The organism is Paraburkholderia sp. BCC1884 (assembly GCF_900996225.1).
GTDB lineage: Bacteria > Pseudomonadota > Gammaproteobacteria > Burkholderiales > Burkholderiaceae > Paraburkholderia.
In genome coordinates this window covers 34,136-52,973 of the sequence record NZ_CAAJGL010000055.1, presented here as the reverse complement: position 1 = coordinate 52,973, position 18,838 = coordinate 34,136, and the positions used below count along the sequence as shown (strand labels likewise).

Annotated in this window: 12 protein-coding genes; 4 read left to right on the top strand and 8 right to left on the bottom strand. The window is 59.1% G+C overall.

The genetic code is table 11. From position 1 onward, the window contains the following. Window positions 1–27: 27 nt before the first annotated feature. Window positions 28–954 (top strand): LysR family transcriptional regulator, encoded by a 927-nt coding sequence (locus FQ705_RS04120; RefSeq protein WP_313955656.1) that lies wholly within the window; start codon window positions 28–30, stop codon window positions 952–954. A 123-nt stretch (window positions 955–1,077) separates the two neighbouring features. Here the strand turns inward: FQ705_RS04120 and FQ705_RS04115 are convergent, their stop codons facing one another. Beyond that, on the bottom strand, window positions 1,078–2,787 hold the full coding sequence (locus FQ705_RS04115) for a thiamine pyrophosphate-dependent enzyme (protein ID WP_144138144.1): 1,710 nt from the start codon (window positions 2,785–2,787) through the stop codon (window positions 1,078–1,080). Window positions 2,788–3,210: 423 nt separating this feature from the next. Between FQ705_RS04115 and FQ705_RS04110 the strand changes: the two genes are divergently transcribed. Together FQ705_RS04110 and FQ705_RS04105 are read left to right on the top strand one after the other, a co-directional pair. Continuing rightward, a complete protein-coding gene (locus FQ705_RS04110) occupies window positions 3,211–4,011 on the top strand; it encodes an acetoacetate decarboxylase family protein (protein WP_144138143.1) in 801 nt (266 codons plus the stop codon). A 148-nt stretch (window positions 4,012–4,159) separates the two neighbouring features. Beyond that, window positions 4,160–7,264, top strand: coding sequence for an ATP-binding protein (locus FQ705_RS04105; protein WP_144138142.1), 3,105 nt, complete (start codon window positions 4,160–4,162; stop codon window positions 7,262–7,264). A gap of 157 nt (window positions 7,265–7,421) precedes the next feature. Here the strand turns inward: FQ705_RS04105 and FQ705_RS04100 are convergent, their stop codons facing one another. Next, window positions 7,422–8,972 (bottom strand): acetolactate synthase large subunit, encoded by a 1,551-nt coding sequence (locus FQ705_RS04100; protein ID WP_144138141.1) that lies wholly within the window; start codon window positions 8,970–8,972, stop codon window positions 7,422–7,424. Between the two features lie 250 nt (window positions 8,973–9,222). Then, window positions 9,223–9,609 carry a DUF3331 domain-containing protein gene (locus tag FQ705_RS04095; protein WP_144138140.1) on the bottom strand — a complete coding sequence of 129 codons (387 nt, stop codon included), beginning with the start codon at window positions 9,607–9,609 and terminating at the stop codon, window positions 9,223–9,225. 1,411 nt (window positions 9,610–11,020) lie between these two features. Here FQ705_RS04095 and FQ705_RS04090 point away from each other — a divergent pair. Beyond that, a complete protein-coding gene (locus FQ705_RS04090) occupies window positions 11,021–11,479 on the top strand; it encodes an HAD domain-containing protein (protein WP_144138139.1) in 459 nt (152 codons plus the stop codon). A gap of 744 nt (window positions 11,480–12,223) precedes the next feature. Here FQ705_RS04090 and FQ705_RS04085 read toward each other — a convergent pair. The 5 genes from FQ705_RS04085 to FQ705_RS04065 form a co-directional block, all read right to left on the bottom strand. Further along, on the bottom strand, window positions 12,224–13,945 hold the full coding sequence (locus FQ705_RS04085) for a UvrD-helicase domain-containing protein (protein WP_144138138.1): 1,722 nt from the start codon (window positions 13,943–13,945) through the stop codon (window positions 12,224–12,226). After that, complete coding sequence (locus FQ705_RS04080; protein ID WP_144138137.1) at window positions 13,942–15,690, bottom strand: ATP-dependent nuclease; 1,749 nt, start codon at window positions 15,688–15,690, stop codon at window positions 13,942–13,944. Before FQ705_RS04080 ends, FQ705_RS04085 begins: the two co-directional genes overlap by 4 nt. 976 nt (window positions 15,691–16,666) lie before the next feature. After that, on the bottom strand, window positions 16,667–17,287 hold the full coding sequence (locus tag FQ705_RS04075) for a hypothetical protein (protein WP_144138136.1): 621 nt from the start codon (window positions 17,285–17,287) through the stop codon (window positions 16,667–16,669). A 344-nt stretch (window positions 17,288–17,631) separates the two neighbouring features. Continuing rightward, complete coding sequence (locus FQ705_RS04070; RefSeq protein ID WP_144138135.1) at window positions 17,632–18,303, bottom strand: hypothetical protein; 672 nt, start codon at window positions 18,301–18,303, stop codon at window positions 17,632–17,634. Between the two features lie 81 nt (window positions 18,304–18,384). Beyond that, window positions 18,385–18,765 (bottom strand): hypothetical protein, encoded by a 381-nt coding sequence (locus FQ705_RS04065; RefSeq protein WP_144138134.1) that lies wholly within the window; start codon window positions 18,763–18,765, stop codon window positions 18,385–18,387. Between the last annotated feature and the right edge of the window lie 73 nt (window positions 18,766–18,838).

Here is an 18,838-nt window from a genome sequence, read left to right as displayed (position 1 = left end):
ACACGCAACCGAGGCCGGACCGAAATAATGCGCTTTGACGATCTCACTGCTTTTGTCCGCTCGGCGGCGACCGGGAGCTTTTCGAATGCAGCCCGCGAGATGGATGTCCTTCCGGCGCAAATCAGCGCGAGTATCAAGCGGCTGGAGATGGAGCTCGGCATTCGGCTGTTTGCCCGATCGACACGCAGCCTGCGGCTGACAGCGGATGGCGAACGATATCTACCTTTTGCAGAGCGCGCGCTATCGGCATTGCGCGAAGGTCAGGAGAATCTTCGTCTACAGGACGTCGACTTCAGCGGCGTGCTCCAGATCACGGCGCCGTCCGATCTGGGAAGAAACGTTCTTCTCAAGCCATTCACCGACTTTCGGCTCGAACACCCAGGACTCGAACTGCGACTCTTTCTATCGGATCAGCTCACGGATGTTTTTCGGGAGCCCGCCGATATCGCCTTACGTTACGGAATTCTCGAAGACGCCAGTTTCGTTTCTCTACCCATCGTGCCTCGAAACCGGCGCGTACTGTTCGCGTCGCCGGCGTATCTCGACGCGCACGGCAGGCCAGGCTCGCTTGAAGAACTCTGCGAGCATGACTGCCTGATCTATATGCTGAGTGGCCGCCCCTACGATCGCTGGGAATTCCCCGACGGCGAGGGGCGCAAATGGATCGATGTATCGGGCCCGCTGGTGGCAAACGATGCGGACGTCGTACGGCGTTGGGCCGTTGCAGGGCAGGGGATAGGATACAAATCGGAATTGGACGTCGCAGAGGACGTCTTTGCCGGGCGACTCGAAGTTGTTCTCCCCGAAATAGAGGGGAAGTTGTCGCCGCTGAGTCTCATCTGTCCGCACTGGCGGCAATTGACGCCGTCGGTGCAGAAGCTCTGCGCACATCTGCGCGAGTACTTTCTCGCACTCGATCATAGCCGGTCGCCTGAACTCAGGACCGGCGCCTGATTCGATCGATCCAGTCATGCGGAGCCGCCGCTGTATCGCGGCAGCGGATTTTCCATGGCGTCGAGGCGAATCCAGGAGCGCAAAGCCGGCTCGTGGATTCGCGGGTTTGATCTCGCTTTAACGCTAGATATTTTCGCGGATCATTTCGAGTACGTCGGCGCCCCGGCCGTTAAGAAAGGCACGCACGGAATACAAAGCCATGCCGAGCGCAGGCTTGAATTCGATCTTCGGCGGCGTGACCAGTTCCAGCGGATTGACCAACACGTTGAGCAGCGCCGGCCCCGGCTGCGCCAGCCAGTCTTCGACGGCGCCTTCAAGTTCCGAGGCGTTGCGCACTGTGCGGCCCCACAGACCCATCGCCTCGGCCACCTTGCCAAAGTCGGGATTCGTCAGTTTGGTGAACGTATCGAGCATGCCCTCCGACTTCTGTTCGATCTCGACGAAACCGAGCTTGCTGTTGTCGTACACACAGATCTTGACCGGCACCTTCTCCTGAATCGTCGTCATCAGTTCGCCGAACAGCATGGACAGGCCACCGTCTCCGCACAAGGCAATCACCTGACGCTCCGGTGCGGCCTTCGCGAGCCCTAATGCACTGGGCAGGGCACTCGCCATCGTGCCGTGCAGCAGACTGCCGAACAGACGCCGCTTGCCGTTCGAATGGGAGAATCGCAGCGCCCAGACGATGGGTGAGCCGTCGTCGGCTGCGATCAACGCGTCGTCGTCCGCGTGAGTGTCGATCACGGAGGTCAGCCACGAGGCCGGGATGCTGTCGCCGTGACCCGGATGAAGCTGCCTGGCCCATTTGTCCATCGACTCTTCATAGAGCGCGAGCGACGAGTTGAGGAACGACGCGTCGGATTTCTGTTCGAGGTGCGGGAGTAGCGCCTGCAGCGTGGGCCGGATATCACCGACCGCGCCGAGCGTGACCGGGTGGCGTCTACCGAGATGGGTCGGGTCGGTGTCGATCTGGATGATCCGTGCGTGGTCAGGATAGAACTGTTTCCACGCGAAGTCGGCACCGAGCAGAAGCAGCGTATCGCAGTCCAGCACTGCGCGATAACCGGCCTCACTCCCGAGAATCCCAGTCATGCCGACATTGAAGGGATTGTCGTATTCGAGGAAGCTCTTTGCACGCGACGTATGCGCCATCGGCGCGCAAAGTTTCCCGGCGACGGCCTTGATTTCTTCGAGTGCGTCCTGGCTGCCCGCGCCCGCGTAGATCGACACTTTCTCGCCGCTATTGAGCAGACGGGCGATTTCCGCGATCTCGTGATCATTCGGGCGAATCGTCGGTCGGCTGTGATGGACCCGATACGGCGGGTCGTCATGCAACTCGCCATGCGAGATATCGACGGGCACGATCAGTACCGCGACACCGCGTTTGGCCAGTGCGGCCTGGCATGCCATGACGGCTTTGCGGCGCGCCTGATCCGGCGTGAGGATCATTTCGCAGAACACGGAGCATTCTTTGAATACATTCTGGAAATCGACTTCCTGAATGAACTCGAAGCCAATTTCGGTCATGGCCACCTGGCTTGCAATCACGACCACGGGCGAGCGGTTACGGTTTGCTTCGTAGAGTCCGTTGATAAAGTGCAGACTGCCCGGTCCGCAACTGCCGGCGCAAGCGGTCAGTTGACCGGTCAGAAGGGATTCCGCACCGGCTGCAAATGCGGCGGCCTCCTCATGGCGAACGTGAACCCAGTCGATCGTGCTTTTATCGAGGTGTTCAGCAATGAGATTCAGGGTATCGCCGACGATTCCATAGCAGCGGCTAACACCGGCCTGCTCGAGAACCTCGACGATGACTTCCGCGACTTTCTTGCTCATGGTGACTCTATCCGGGGGAGGGTTTGGCGAATGCGCCGCTGTCGGTGGAGACATGGCGCTTGCTGGTGGCGAGCGGGCGCCGCCAATAAGCGCCACTCACCGAGGGGTGCAGTGTGGAGTGTCGAAACAGGCCGCTCAATCCCTCGTTCGGGGCTCACCCAAACGGGGGAGTGCGCCAGAGTCGAATCTTGCAGAGACGCGACACGCAAGGTGGCGTTCGAAGCCGCTGTTGGCCCCCTGATCGGGGGATAGGATGCATCAGGGCGTTCGCCAATAATGATTCATGGCGATGGACAGAAGGGGCAAGGCGTCCCGCCAACGTGCACGTTCGAATGGTCGCCCTGAGGTGACTCGCTGCGGTTTTCCAAAAGCCAGCCCCGGTGAACGGCGACTTCTGGCCGCCTCGATCAAGGATGAACGACAATGGCAAAGGCTTTCTCAGTTCCTGTCACTCCGCAGGGCAAGTCCGCATTGGCGACGATGCCGCCGTGGCACTATTCCAGCGACTGCCTCGTCGTTGAATATTGGGCCGACAAACAGGCGCTCGCCGCGCTCCTGCCGCCGGGCGTCACGCTCGATGAGAAGTCGGATGGGCGCTGCTTCCTGTGGTTTCTGGACTGGCAGTTCACGGGCTCGAACGACGAGTTGACGGACCCCGCGCGCTATCAGTATCGCGAAGCCTTCGTCATGGTCGAAGCGCTCTTCGAGGGCACCCCGATCAACTACTGCCCGTACATCTTCGTCGATAACGATGCGGCGATTGCCCGCGGTTGGGCGCAGGGGTTTCCGAAGAAACTGGCAAGCGTCTTCCAGACGCGCAGTTTTTCGGCACCCAGCGCGGCAGCGGCTCCGCTGGCCGCAGGCAGTCGCTTCGGCGCGAGTTGCACCGCGCACGGAGAACGTCTGGTGACCGCTCGCGTCCAACTGGAGGAGCCCGTTGCCGATCCGGCGGCCGTTTTCAATCGGCCTACTACAATGCGCCGTTACTTTCCGCAGCTCGCCGCCGCCGGTCAAAACAAGCCGCCCGTGGATGAGCTCACGATGTCCCTGACCGACGATCTCGCGATCGTGGATGTCTGGTCCGGGTCAGCCGAATTGAAGATTCCCGAGGTAGACGGTGAAGAGATGCATCTGATTGCCCCGCTGCGCGTCGGCAAGGGGTATCGGCTGGGCATGTCGTATACCGTCACGGATCTGCGCATTCTGAAGAACTATGCGGCCTGATCGCCGTCGCGGTCTTTTGACGAATTGGCGTAGCCGGGTCATCATCCGGACTACGCTAATTCGAATGAGCGGAACCTTCGGCGCGGAACCGGGGCGCTGATCATCGCGGCCTGCCGGAAACCCGGCCGGCCACCCTGGAGTATCTCGATTGAGTCACGCATTCCAGGCCCGGGCGGGCATCCGCTTCTCAGGCTTCCTGCTCGATGCCGTCAACCAGTGCCTTTGGTCTCTGGACGGCGCGCCCGCCACGGCGGGTGCGCGTTCGCGCGTCGACTTGCCGCCGAAAACCTTCGACGTGCTGCGCTATCTCGCGGAACACGCCAACGAACTGGTTCGTCCTGCTCAAGTGCTCGACGCCGTCTGGCCCGACGTCTATGTGCAACCCGAAATCATCAAATCGCATATCGCGGCGATCCGTCGAGCGTTGGGCGATAGCGCGGCGCATCCGCGTATCGTCGAGACCGTTCGCGGACGCGGCTATCGTCTCATCCTCGACGACCACGCGACGCAGGCAGTGGGGGGTTCACGCGCCTCCGAAGACAAGACGGACCCTTTCGTCGGCCGCACGCAGGAGCAGGATCTGCTGCTTGAAGCGCTGCGCCGCGCGCATACGGGCGAGCGTCAGATCGTGTTCGTGGCGGGCGAGGCAGGCATTGGCAAGACGGCGCTCATAGGGCGTTGGCGCGATTCCTCTGCGCGGGAGGGCCTGCGCAGCGCAGGAGGCGGTTGCGTCGAAGGCTATGGCGGCGCGGAACCGTTCTATCCGTTTTTCGAGGCGCTGGGCCGACTTTGCCGCCTCGCCGGAGGCGATGACGTGCTGGAAGCGATCATCACGATCGCGCCGACCTGGGCCGTGGTGATGCCGGCTCATGTTCCCGCGCAACGGCGCCGTGCCCTGCAGGCCGATCTGATCGGCGCCGGTCCCGAACGCATGATGCGCGAGGGCTGCATGCTGTTCGAAACGCTGGCGGCCGAACGAACGCTCCTGCTCACTTTCGACGATCTGCAATGGTCCGATTTCGCCAGCATCGATCTACTCTCGATGCTGGCGCAACGCCACGCGAGAGCACGCCTGATGGTCATTTGCAGTTTCCGCGTCGAAGAGGTGGAAGCCGCACCGTTCAAAATCCAGCAACTGGTGTCCGCGCTTGCAACACATCGGGGCTGCACCGTACTGCGTCTCCAATCGCTTTCACATGAAGCGATCGGTCGATGGCTGACGGCAGGCGCTTCGGCGTCGCCCGTCGATCAGGAGTTCGCGCATCTGCTGGCCGAGTGCACTGATGGCAATCCTTTGTTCGTGCGCGCGCTGCTCGATCATCTGCTCGAACTTTCGCTCGTATGCCGGCATGGCGACGGCTGGCGCCCGCTTGCGAGCGCCGCGACGATTCGCTCGGCGCTGCCGCCGACCGTCATGCGGGCATTGGAAGCACGGATCCAGCGGCTGGACGCAGACATGCGGCGTCTGCTCGAAGCGGCGAGCGTTGCGGGGCAGGTGTTTTCCTCGGCCACGGTGGCAAGCGTGGTCTCCATGTCGCCATCGGCGTTCGACGATGCGTGTGACGTGCTGCTGCGCACCGGGCAGTTCATCCGCGATCTCGACGTCGAACAGTTTCCGGACGGTTCAACCGCGCGGCGGTTTGCTTTTCAGCATGCATTGATCAGGCAGGCGTTCTACGTGCGTCAAGGTATCGGACGTCGCTCGGCCTCTCATCGCAGCATTGCAGCGCAACTGGAACAGCGATTTCCGCCGGATCAACGCAGCGAAATTGCCGCGGAGCTATGTCTTCATTTCAGCGACGCAAGGCTCTGGGAAAAAGCGCTCGACTACCTGCGTATTGCGCTGGAACTCGCGAGAGCACGCTATTCGCACCGCGACGCGTTGGCGTTGCTCGATCAGAGCGACAAACTCGTTGGCCAACTCGATCCCGATGCACAACGACCCTGGCGCATCGAGTTCGGAGAAGTGCGCGCCGCGCTGCTCACCGTTGCGCACGATCCGTTGGCCGTTCACGCATACCTGCGCCTGTTCGACGATGCAAGCTGCCATGGCGATCTCGACGTGCAGTTGCGGGCCCTCCTCGGGCTCTCACATGTACTCAGTTGGACCAGCCAGAGCCAGGCCGTGGCGAGCCTCGACGATGCCCTGCGCCTGAGCGCATCGCATCCGAACCCCAAGGTGAGGGCCTTGACTCGGATCAATTGCCACGTCAGGCGTATCTGGATACTCGGCTGGAGTAAGGAGGACGACGAAGCCTGCCATGTGGCGCTCGAGACGTTGCGCGAAAGCGGCGACACGCTGGCGCTCGCGCGGGGAGAACTCGAGTATGCGATGCCCGAGATCGTGTCGACGCGCTATGCTGCCGCGCTTGCGCACGTAGAGGCTGGTTTTGGCATGCTGCTCGCGCATGCTCGTGAGTATCCGCAGGTCGACCTTGCGCGCGGTATGTGGATGATGCAGCTTGGCTCGGCGTGGGCGTCTCTGATGCTCGGCGAATTCAGCCGCTCATTTCGTCAGTTCGAAGCGGGCATCCGTTTCTATCAGAACAACGGCAACTATCTGGCCGCTCGCACGCTCGAGGTGTATCGGGGCTGGTTGCTCGTCCACACGATGGACTACGAAACCATCCTGGCCTCCGATAAGCAGTTCCGCAGCTCGACAGAAGCGATCCTCGCGGATGAGTGCCGGCACCTCGGCAATCGCGATGCGTTGCTTGCGCCGCAACGGCGGGCCTGGAACGTGGTCACCGGGCTTGCGCAGGCAGGGATCGGCAACGCCGCCGCCGCCGCGACGCGCTTTGCCGAAGTCGAGCGCGACATGGAGCGTGAGCCGGCGATGTTCGACTGGCACTGGCGCCTGGCGCTCGCATGGGGAGTCTCGGGCGAAGCGCTCGGCAAAGACGCGCATGACGACAGCGCGCGGCATGCTCGACAGTTTCTCGATCTGGCGCTGGCGACCGACGAGCGGGTCTGGCATGGGCTGGCCTGGGAGCGCATGGCTCAGGCCGCGCTCGAAGCCGGCCGCCTGGGTGCTGCCATGACGCATTCAAGGGCGGCGTTTGCGGCAACCGACGGATTCGACACGCCACTGGTGGACTGGCGACTGCATCGCACAGCGGCGGCCGTTCATCGGGCGTGTGGCGACGAAGCGGCAAGTGCACGCGAAGCGCGGCTGTCCAGCGACTGTCGGCTGCGCCTGTATGGCTCGCTTGCCGCGGATCCGGGCGCCGGTCTGCGTCTGCGCGAACGCTAGCGAGCGTCGAAAGGCCACGCTGTCGTCTGCGAGCTAACCCGTCGAGGAGACGGGTCGATACGAGGCCAGTTGGACTTGCGCCGCTCACGAGTGCCGTTCTACCTTCGATGCCAAGGTTCATGTCACGTGTCGAGGATGGGCTGGTGGCGGATTGACGTTAGTTCACGATGGCTTCGATCACATGCGGGCCCGGCACGCTCATCGCAGCCGCGAACGCCTGATCGAAAGCCCGGCGCGTCTCGACCCGCGTGGCGCTCACGCCCATGCCGCGCGCAAGATCTGTCCAGCTCAGCGCGGGGGCGGCAATGTCGAGCATGCGCGATGCGCGCGGGCCGTCCGTCGTGGCGCCCACGCGTTTTAGTTCGTTGTTCAGGACCTTGTAGCCCCGGTTGGCAAACACGACAGTAACGACATCGAGGTGCTCATGGGCCTGGGTCCACAGCGACTGGACCGTGTACATGGCGCTGCCGTCACCGACCAGCGTCACCACCTTCCGGTTCGGGCACGCCACTGCGGCGCCGGTCGAGACCGCCATCATGCTGCCGATGGCGCCGCCCGTGAGATTCAGGTGATCGTGCTGAGCTGCGTCTTCGAGCAGGTCGTAGAACAGTAGTGTTCCGGACACGCCTTCGTCGGCCAGAATGGCGTTCTCCGGCAGATGGCGGGCAACCATCTGCACGATGCTTCGCCCGTCCAGATCGCTATCTAGCGAGAGTGTCGATTCTTTGCGTTCGTACAGACGCTCCTCGCTGCCTTGCGCGTTCAACGCCGACGCGAGCGTGTCGAGCGCCGCGATGCCGTCCTCGTGCGGATGAGCCAGCGTCGCGACCCGGCATCCGGCAGGCGTCAGCCAACTCGGCTTGTCGGGATACGCAAAGAAGCTGACGGGCGGTTGTGCGCCGACCAGAACGAGCAATTCCGTGCCTTCCAGAAAAGCGACGGCCATCTCGCCAAAGTACGGCAAGCGTTCGATGCTGACACGTCCCACGCCGCGTTCGACTCGCGGCGCGAAGGTATCGCAGACAAGGCGTGCTCCGGTCTTCGCCGCGATTTTTCCTGCCACCTTCAAGCCGCGGCCTCGCAGCACATCGCCGCGCAAGAGAAACGTGGTCTTTGCGCCCGCGCGGATCAGGTCGGCGATCCGCTCGATGGTTGCCTCGCCGGCGTGGGCGCACGGCGTGTCGGGCAGCGGCGGCGCAACCTCGTCGGCGCTGTCCCAGGCTGCGTCGGCGGGCAGGATGAGGGTAGCGACATAGCCGGGTTTCTGTTTCGCCGCGTGGACGGCGCGCGCGGCGTCCGCGCCGACTGTCCGGGCGCTTTTCGACGCATAGACCCAGTTCGAAACGGGTCGTGCAAAGCCCTGAATATCAGAGGCAAGCGGCGCATCGTAAAGCGAATGCGACGACGCGTGATCGCCCACGATGTTGACCACCGGACTGGAGGCCCGGCGTGCGTTGTGAAGATTGCATAGACCATTGGCGAGTCCCGGGCCCAGGTGAAGCAGGGTGGCAGCCGGCTTTTCCGCCATCCGCGCGTAGCCGTCGGCCGAGCCCGTGACGACGTTCTCCTGCAAGCCCAGAACCGGCCGCATGTCGGGTACCGCGTCGAGCGCCGCGACAAAATGCATTTCCGAGGTGCCAGGGTTGCCGAAGCAGACCGTGACGTCGCTGGCGACCAGTGACCGAAGAAGGCTTTCTGCTCCATTCATGGTAGTTCCTTTGATTGAGGGCCGGCCGCAGCCAGCAGTTTGCACGCGGACTTCTGGTACATCATCATTCGTGCGCGCGGCAGGTCGGACCTGGGCGCGGCTTTCCCGACTCGCCGCTGGTATGCATGATGAGCATCACCAGCGCACATTTCGTCGAGCAATCGACGACGTACATGCTGAAACCGACGGAGTCATCAGCTGCGGGGATTTCGCTGTCGAGAGTAGATCTCATGGCAAGCCCGGATAAGCCTCAGGCCAATTCGCCGAGAGGCATGGCTTCCATCACCGACGCGAGAATCATGGCGTCGATGTTGGCGGGAGTCGGCGCGATGAGCCTGGGGCGAAAAACCTCGTCGCCCGCAACGATCGGGGTGCCGGTGAGTGCGCAAAAGCCGCGTTTGCGCGCGCGGCCGCGGCGCCACAACTGCTCCCAGTAACAGCACGCAGTCGAATCGGACCACGAGACGACGGCGCTCAACGGACCATGACGTTCGAGCACGGTAATTTTGATGCGCAGGCGGGATGCCGCGGTGAGCTTCGTGCGTGACTGGCTGGCCACGGGCAAAGGTTGAGCGTTCCCTGACAGGAGAGACGTAACGTAGGCCCAAGGGCGGTCGACGTGCATGGCTTCTGACATTGCGTCGCTCCTCACTTCATAGCCGTAATGTCGAGTTGGATCGACGCTGATTTCGATAACAGGAAGCCAGAGATGTGTGCCTCGCGATACACGCGGTTCCAGACCTCCAGTTCACTCATGTCAGGCATGCGCATGTCCAGTCAGCATTGCCGGAAGCGCAAGGTCTCGGGTGGCTGACGTGTAACTAGGCTAGAGGCTGCACCCCCTACTTACAATCACCCGAATGGGTGCGTGTGCGGCGAATAAGCCGATCGCTTGATCCCGCCGAACGGCAAGTCAGGGGCGCTGATAGAGGGAAAATTTGTCCAGTCGGTTTTGTTAGCGCAGATGAACTCGATTGACTTTCATCCGGATCACCGGTTTCAGGCGTGCACGCGGCTCGGCAGCAATGGCGCGCATGGATAACTGGTGGGGTTGTCGCGCGAGGAATACTCGACGTGGATAGAGCAGGGCGGCAGCGTGCGTTGTTCAGGCCGAACTAATGCGGGAAAGCCCTGCAAGAATCAGATTGTCGGTAGCAAGCTTGAGCCGCAAACGTGGCGAAAAATCAATGGGCTGGCGGCTACTGCCCGGTGCATGGCGGTTAGCCGCGATGCTGGTCGCTCGACCGACCAGTTCTCAGTACTTGTCTGCGGCGATGTCGACCAAAGTCGGTGGGATGGCAAATACCGAGGAAAGACGAAAACCGTTCGAAAGAACACAAGCAACCTTTTCATTTTTCCGCCACCGCTGGAAAAGGTGTTCGCGGTAATGTCATGGCTCTTTCTTTGACGAGCAATTCCGTTCGAAGGTTGAAGACCGTCGGGTTCGGATTCTATAATTTGACATAAGATAAATTATCAACATTATCTGTGTTACGGCAAAGCTGTAGTGTCGTACCTAGGCAAAGCTGAAACGTCGCGTGTCATGCTGGCTGACCTTTGAAGGGAGGCTCGCATGAAGCGCGAGGAACTAAATTTGAGATATTTCGGGAACTAAAGCCGGGCAATCCCTGTGACGCGTCCGTTTCCAAAATTTACTTCCCAAGCATCGCTGATGTGGACCGCAATGGTCAAAACTTCTAAGCATTTCCTCGCAGACGACCTGTACTTCCTGGCTGCGGTGCAAATTTATCTGAGGCATATCAATTGGCCTCGTGGGATGCTGTTGATGAGCATGCAGGTGTCCGGTGTCCACGTATGTGTCCGTCTCAGTGGTCTATGTGCTTGGTCGCTTTCATCTAGAGAGGCTTCAGCCTCCGAAGCGCGAGTGGATGAACGGCGTTGGTTAAGTGCCGAACTCGGAAAAACGAAGATGCCTGTTTGTACGACTACGGTTGGGGCAACGCTCAGGTTTGGCATCTGAAAAATTGAAACCTTCATTGGACTTGTAGCCGCTCTCGTATCAAAGGGCGCGACGGCATATTGGCGACATGAAAACTATCTTTTTGGACATCGACGGCGTACTACACCCGTCGACCGTTGGCGAACTAGAATATGGGCCTGACGGGCCAATGGTGACGGGACCGGGCGTGTGCGCGTTGGAGGCTAAGCTAGCAGCGCTAGTCGCCGACAAACCGGTTGAGATTGCAATACATAGCACGTGGATTTACATGTTCAACGCGGAAATCCTTTGCGGGAAGTATCTGCCTGAGTTGGCCGCGGCGGTACGCATTACGCTAACCAACCGGCGTATTGAGAGTCGCGCGCTTCGAATTCTCGATCACATTCGACGAAGACGCCTTTCTCCGAACGACTATCTCATTCTTGATGACGCGCCGAAGGAATTCTCGTCGACACCCAGCCTGCAGTCTCGCCTCGTTGTATGCGACCCCGCACTTGGGCTCGACGACCTGCGGGTAGTCTCGCGAATTGAGGAATTTTTGCGCTGAGCGCCGTTTTGGGGAACGGCGCCCGCAAATTCCGCAAGCAGTCCGCCCATTGAGTCGCGGACTATTTATGCGGCGACGCCCTACTCGTTCTAAGTCGGATCTGAAATCACACTGGAACAGACCTGAGCAGCGAACTGATTCAGATTCAGATCGCCTGCCCGTTAATGGAGATCGCACAGTCAGGCTGCGCGTGTCGTCGACAACTCGACCTGCATAATTTAAGTTCGTAGTTGAAAAGATCGTTTCGTGCTCGAGGTATGCCAGTGCGTTAATCTATTCACCGACTGGCGGTTCTGTCTGCGGGACTTGTTTAATCTGGATCTGAAAACACGGGACCGTGAGCGACATGGTGCTCTTCGGACGCGACAGGTGCGAACAGACGTTTTCAGCGGCGTTCTTTAAAGATCGCGCGACAACGGCAACGAGTCGGATTTTGTATCGACCATGACCTATTAAATTTTATTAATAAAGGTTATGTAAAATAAATAAGGAATACTAAGTAAATGTCACGATTCAACTGCCGGGTTGCATTAACCGGTTCCCGATTCTTGCATGTTTTTTTTCCTGTCTTGCTTGCTGGTCGCGACCGGTCGTGGGCAGGCGGGGAAAATAATCTAACCGATGATTGTCAATCCGGTGACTGCCCCGTCGCGAGGACGAGTTTCCGTCAGTTTGAGTACGAACGATCCTCTTACCGCACAGCACCTGTCGCGTGAGTGCATCCTGCAACAGCGCCGGCGGTAGCTAGAGGATTACCTCTTGGAGTCCATGAGCCAACAAGGCCGGCCGAAATTCTCTCAGGGCGTTCGCGGGAACGCCAAGCCAGAGCAAATTCCTCGCGCGCGTGACAGCAACATAGCCGATGCGACCGACTTCCGTATTCACTCCGCCGAGCAGTGCAGCTACATGCTCCTTCGTTGCCAGGTAAAGCACAGCATCCAGGCTTTCCCCTTTAACCTGGTGCACCGTGTCGATCCGGATGCGCGTGTCATCGCCCGCCCCCAGATCGCCTGCCAGCATGAGAGGCTCGGCGGTCAATCCCGTTTTCGCCAACTTGTTGCCCAACTTGTCGATTGCCTGCAGGCTATGATCTCGTACCAGGACTGCAAGCAGGCTTTTCACGCGCGATAACAGTTGAGTATGCCATTGCCCATCTGCGGGCAAGGTGGCGGACGGCAGTCCGGTATCGGAGTCGCGCGTAAAACCCCAGATGAGCCGGCGCAGCGCTCTGGCTTCTGGATAGCGGTTTGGTTGGGTGATGGTCGCAGTCAAACCGTGCGGAGCATCGGCAAGTAATCCGGTGATGGCCGATGCGACCAGCCTGAAGGCACTAAGATAGTCTTGCCGCTTGTCTCGATGAAGCGCCGCTTGGGCGAAGGCTTTAATAAGCCCCTGGCCTACCGGTGCCTGACGACCAGCCAGTTTGTTTGCCGCCTCCCTACCGCGGCACAACACCGCCGAGCGCTCGATCTTGAGGTCGGCAGCAAGCACGGCCGCTTGAAAACCCGTGATCAGCGTCTCTCTATCGGCCGTTTTGTACGCGATAAAAAAAGCCCCGTGTCGGGTGTGGGGTGCCGTCCGTTCCGCAGCATCGCCTCGACCGGACAGCCGGTTCGCCAACGACAAGATGGACGGCACGGACCGATAATTTCGGGTCAAGCCGTAGCCCGTGACCCCAGCACGCTTACCGTAATTCGCCAGAAACCGCCCGTTTGCGCCAGCAAACTCGTAAATGCCCTGATTCGGATCACCTATTAACGAAACCCGTACTCCAGCGCCGATGAGCTGCTCAAGAATGACCTGATGCAGTGTGCCGATATCCTGTGCCTCATCGATCAGAATGTGCGGATAGCGACGCGCGAGAGCGCGCAAAATTACAGGCTGGTCCTGCAAGGTCCGATAACACCAATAGCGCCCTAGGTTATGCGTGTAGGCACCGGTGCGGCCCAGTCGTCGAACGATCTCGCTGGCGTAGTAGGTGTCCAGTTCGACGATCTGATCGTTGTTCGCGTAGTAGAAGTAGATATCCGCGCCGCGGGTACCGACCTGCATCCGGGTGATGTTGACCGGATAGGTTCCGTTCCAGAAGTTATAACCGCCCAAAAACGACTCCTCGCCGGTCACAAGGTACGCCGCCTGTCCGGCTCCCATGGTTCGGAACGCATGGGGGTGAAGCACATTACGGGTGATGAAGCCATCGAGCGTGTCGATCTCCACGCGATGGCCGCCGGCGCCGACGCCCATTTCCCGGGCGAGGGTCTGATAGCTCCGGGTGAATGTGTCCACGGCTACATTGGAGAAGGACAGCAACGCTACCCGTCCCCGTTGATCGCCCAACAGTTTGCGAATCTCCGCCAATCGGCGCACGGCGGTCCGCGTCTTTCCACTGCCTGCGCACGCGATGACCGATATCGAGGTCAGCGGTGCATGGACAACCGCCAACTGCTCTTCCGACGATTGGCTCATGGCCGCGCCTTGACTATTTGGCAGGCATGCTGGACGGCGTCATGCAAATACTTCGGTACCTCGCACTGCGTTCCTTCAGCCAAAATTTGCGCGAGTGCCTGACCGAATCGGCCTTTCTGGACATTGTTTTGTTTTCGTTCGAACATGCCACTGAACATGGCGCGCGCCTTTGCCGCATCATTGGGAGCGGCGTTCACCGCAACCTCGACACTCTCTCCGATTTTCGGATGCATTTCCTTGAGCGCCTTGAGCATGGCGGTCCGGTTCTCCGCGTGCAAGGCAAGGTCATACTCCAAGGTCTTGACACCGTGGAAAACCTTGACGAAGGCATCTTCCTTTCCCTTCATCTTTGCGGTGTTGTCGGACACCTTCACGACGTCTTCAAGCGACGGGTAAAGCGCCTCCGGGTCAGGTCCGTCGACGGGCTCGCTCATTGGATCGGCATCGGTGATGAGCGCTACAGGAATCTTCAACGCGTTGTCTCCGAATAACGGCATGAACGAATCAAAGTTCAAACCCTCCACACTGATCAGGCTAACGCCGTGCTCCCGCAACTTGAAACCGAGTTTCTCCGCCAGCACGTTAACCAGCATAAGCTCGGCAGCGCGTTCTACGAAAATGACACGACGGGCGAAGAAGATTTCGGCACGGGTAACGTCGAGGTAGCGTTCCAGCTTTTCACGTTTGCCCTTATCGAACACGATCGTTCTTGGGAAAAACGTTTCCACGGTCGTGCCGGTGTCCACCAAACACGTCAGACTGTCGAGGTTGGCGATGCTGGCGAAATTAGGCGAGTGGCTGGTGACAAAAAGCTGTACAGGCTTCTCCCCTTCGACGGCCTTGATCGTCTCTAGGTAGCTGAGCAGCACGGCCTGTAACTGGGGATGCAGATGTGCTTCGGGCTCCTCGACAATCAAGCCGCGATAGCTCGACTCGGGATTTTTGGCCAGTTCGCTGAGTACCACCGCCATGAAAATAAGGTTGTTGAATCCAAGCCCGTTCTGTTCGATCTCGAAGGCGTCGACCAGAATGGACAGGCGGGCCGCCAGACGCTGAAAGTCACTCCCGCTGAGCCCGAGGTTCAGGGCTTGAGCGAGTTGTGGACCAAGCATCGTGTCGTGCCGGCTTTTGATGGCGCTGTGGGTGGTGATGACCGGTTGATGCTTCTTCAACTCGTCATCCAGCTTCTTCAGCGCTTCATTGATCCCGTCACGCCCCGCATCGTCCGCTAGCAGTTGGAACAGCCGGGACAACTGGCTGGCGCGACTGGGCTTGAGGCTTTGCGCGGCGTCGCGCAGCGGTGGCAGATAGACACCTCGGAGGTTTTCCATCATGTCCGACGTCAGGCCAATGTCCTCGTGGTCGCCGCACCAGCGCTTCGCCCGAAGCCGGCCGGTCTTGTCCGCTTCCGAATAGCGAATAGTGATGTGCGCTTCCATCTTGCCGGCGGCGTCGGGCTTCAATGCTGCAAGGAAGTCGGCTTCATCATCCGCGTCGAGACCTCGGAAGACGTACCGAAAGACGATGTTACCCTCGGGTTTCGTAGCGAGTGGCCGATGGATATCTTCCGCATCTAGCCGCGGATAGGGTTCGTCATGCCCCGCCAGCAACGCCCGCAATCCGTCCACAATCGCCGTCTTGCCGACGTTATTGGCACCAACCACTACATTCAGGCCCGGTTGAAACTGCAACTGCGCTTTGCGCAACTTTCTGAAATTAGCGATTTCCATCTGCGCCAGATACACGAACGCCCCCCCTCTCGCTTTACTAATAATTGAGAACCGGATTATCTCATCGTGCAGCGAATATCGTTCGCGTGATTGAAAAAAAACGGAGGGGCCATGAGGTGACAAGAAAGTCGGATGACAGGGTTGAAGGCTATGCCCATGCGTACCGACTGGGGCTGCGTTTTGCTTCTGCGCACAAGCCGTTTAGTTGCGGCAGCATGAGGCGTGTTGTTCCCGCTCGGCCCGGTGGCGAGTCAATCTTCGACTCGTGGAACTGGAGTCTTCATTGTTTTTCCTTTATGCGGCGAACGTCGTTCGTATCGCTTACTGCGTAAATCTGAATGTTGAGCGACCCGCGAACGCGTGCCGGTTCTCGCGCCATTGCATGGCCGTCTCTTCCGGGACAACAACAGCAAAACGAGCTTGACTCACTTCATCGTTTGGCATGCTACGTAATAGTTGTCCGTCCATCCTATCCACGTCGAGGGGCCCGTTCTTTCCGGTTCGTCCCTTCGCCTCTGCATACAGGAGGTGATCCCCCCGCGTTGCTACCATGTCGAGGTGATCGACTTCCATTCGCACTGCCGACTGCAACGTCCTTTGCTTTGTCATCGTCAAGAGCGCGGCTCAACAAGGCCTTCCCAAGACGCGGATCCCGTGAAGCGATACACTCCGCAATCTCAAGAACGGACTGTCCACTGATCACCGTCCGAGCGATGAATTGCTCTAACGCTGAGAGAAATTTGCGAAACTCGGTTTCGTCGGCGGACCATCCGCGATGAGCAGCGGCATTTCCCGCATTCGCCACGGTGGCCAGCGCACTCGCCTCAGTTTCGCCGACAAAGCCACTGCTCCACAAGCGTTCTACATTCTTATCGGACGGCAGTCCTGGATCAATCTTAAGAAACTCTACCTCTCAATCGACAGCCGTCCTCAGCCCCACGGCAGCCAAGATCAGATCGCCACTGTTTTCCTGTTTGACCTGCACGACCGTTTAAGCGCTTTTCCTAGGCACCCACGCACCGGCTGTCTTGGTCTCCTGCTCCGTCAAACTCGGCAGGGCAACTGCCCGCATTATCACGTCGCCCAAGGTGAGAACGAGGTGCATGTTGTCCTCGATTGGCTTGTGGTCATTCCCCGTTCTTCTGCAGCTCTCCAGCAGGGCGCGATGGTCTAGTGCAGCGAAATAGGCCCGATTGAAAGCGTTACGAACTTCCGGCTCCAGGTACAGCGCGTTGTCGTTCCACCATGCCTGACATTCGACAGCCACAGGCCCGATCTCTTCCTTATGAATGTGCGCGATCAGCTTCCGCCATCGAGAGAACGCCTCTTGATGCACCTGCAAACGGCGATCCACCGCTGCAAACCGTAGCTCGTGCGTTGCCTTCAACTGTTCGATCAGTACGGCGTTCTGATGAGATATCGCCGCCAACCGCGCGGCATTCTCAGTCTTGATATCTTCGACGGTACGTGTCAATTTGCCGATGTCTTGCGATATGGCGCGGTTTTTGCCCTTTTCCTGCATGTAACTGACGACGTACCCGCTTGCCACGATCAGCAGCGTGACGATTGGCGAGGCCACGGCGAGCCAATCGATTCGATGGAAAGAACTCATGTCTCTCATGCCTTTGCTATTTGGGCGCGCGGTGCCTCAGCGCTTCGAGTCGGGCGACGTCGGCTTGGTCTTGATTGCCGCTGGCCAGATACCGCATGATTCACCTACCTCCTCGTGTGTGCCATGCCGCCGTTTTTCGTTGTGACCGCACGAACGGCGCGAGCGTGTTTCCGGTCAGTCATTCCAGTCCCGCGTCCTTTTCCATAAGCCGTCTGCGTATTCAAACGCAGCGTCTTCGCTCGACTTCGGGAAGATAAACGTGACAATCGCTGTTAAGCTTCCGGCTGCCCGAAAATAGCTGATGTAGGGCGATGATGTGTCGTTGGGCAGCGCCGCAAGCTCCTTCAGATATAGCCGCCTGATCGTGTCCCAAAGAGCTTCATCTTTGTCCACCAAAACATCAAATACCTGCACGCCTGCCATTCGAATCTCGACGGTCGTTGATTATGCGGTTTTCCTGCCAAGCAGGCTATTGCGATGCCGGCCTGTTGCACGGCAGGCGGTCGCTTTTCAGCGTTCTCGACGTCAACGCGCAGATTTAAATCGGAATGTCTAGGAATGGCGTCGTCCGCAACAATCATCTTGCCCTTCTTGGCATAGTCACGTTGACATTGTTCTAACAGCTTCTGAGCGTCGTCGCCGAAACCCATCAGTCCGCGAATCTCTCCGGTCACCGGGTCGCGATCTACGGGATTACGCAGTTTGAACGTGGCACGACCCTTCCCCAGCGTCACACGAACATTCGCGACAGTTTCGACCGCTGTACCTGCTAAATCAACCTTCACTACCCCAGAACGAGAGTGCACACCTTGAGCGGAAGCAATGAGCCTCATGATCGGGTCATGATTTGCTGGCTCGTCGATGAGGTCATTCATTTCCGTATTTTTCGCTGCCTTTGCCGGCACGGTGAAGTTATCAGGCGCACCGAATGCAACGGGCAGAATGTGTTCAGCATTTTCAGGTTCCGAGCCGTCCAATACGTCGGTAGAGTACGGACAGCGTGTTTGCACTCCCATTGTTGCCACCGTTGCGTTGGAATCGAAAAAAAAGACAACAAATGGTGTCGTCGAAAATTGCTGCCGCTGTTTTCCTACCCGTCAAAACTTCCGGCTGATGAAGAACCCGCCAAACCCATTCGCCGCAGTAAGGATGTATGTCACATTGTTTGACTTGAATCCGTAAAGTGCGATCAGCGCCTGAAAAAAGCAGAACGCCGCTGCCACGACCCAATTGGACTTGAATGTGCGCTTGCGTTCTGACTCCGCGTCATCGAGTTCTTTCATCTTTTGTGCGTGCGCGTTTGCATCGCGTACCGTCTTTTCCCGCTCTCGAATGTCCGTGCTATCTACAAAAGCATGTCGGATGCTTTCGGCAGCACGAGCGAGACCGAACGGGTCATCGCCTTCCTTCTTAGAATTTGCCAGTAAGCTTCCAGACGCCGACGCGTCGCCGGTGATGATGTTCGGGTTTTTTTCCATGCGACCTGTCTCGTCTAATCGTTAGTCTTTGTCGGTTACTGCTCAGCTTCGCTTCTCGGTTCTAAGTGGTCTT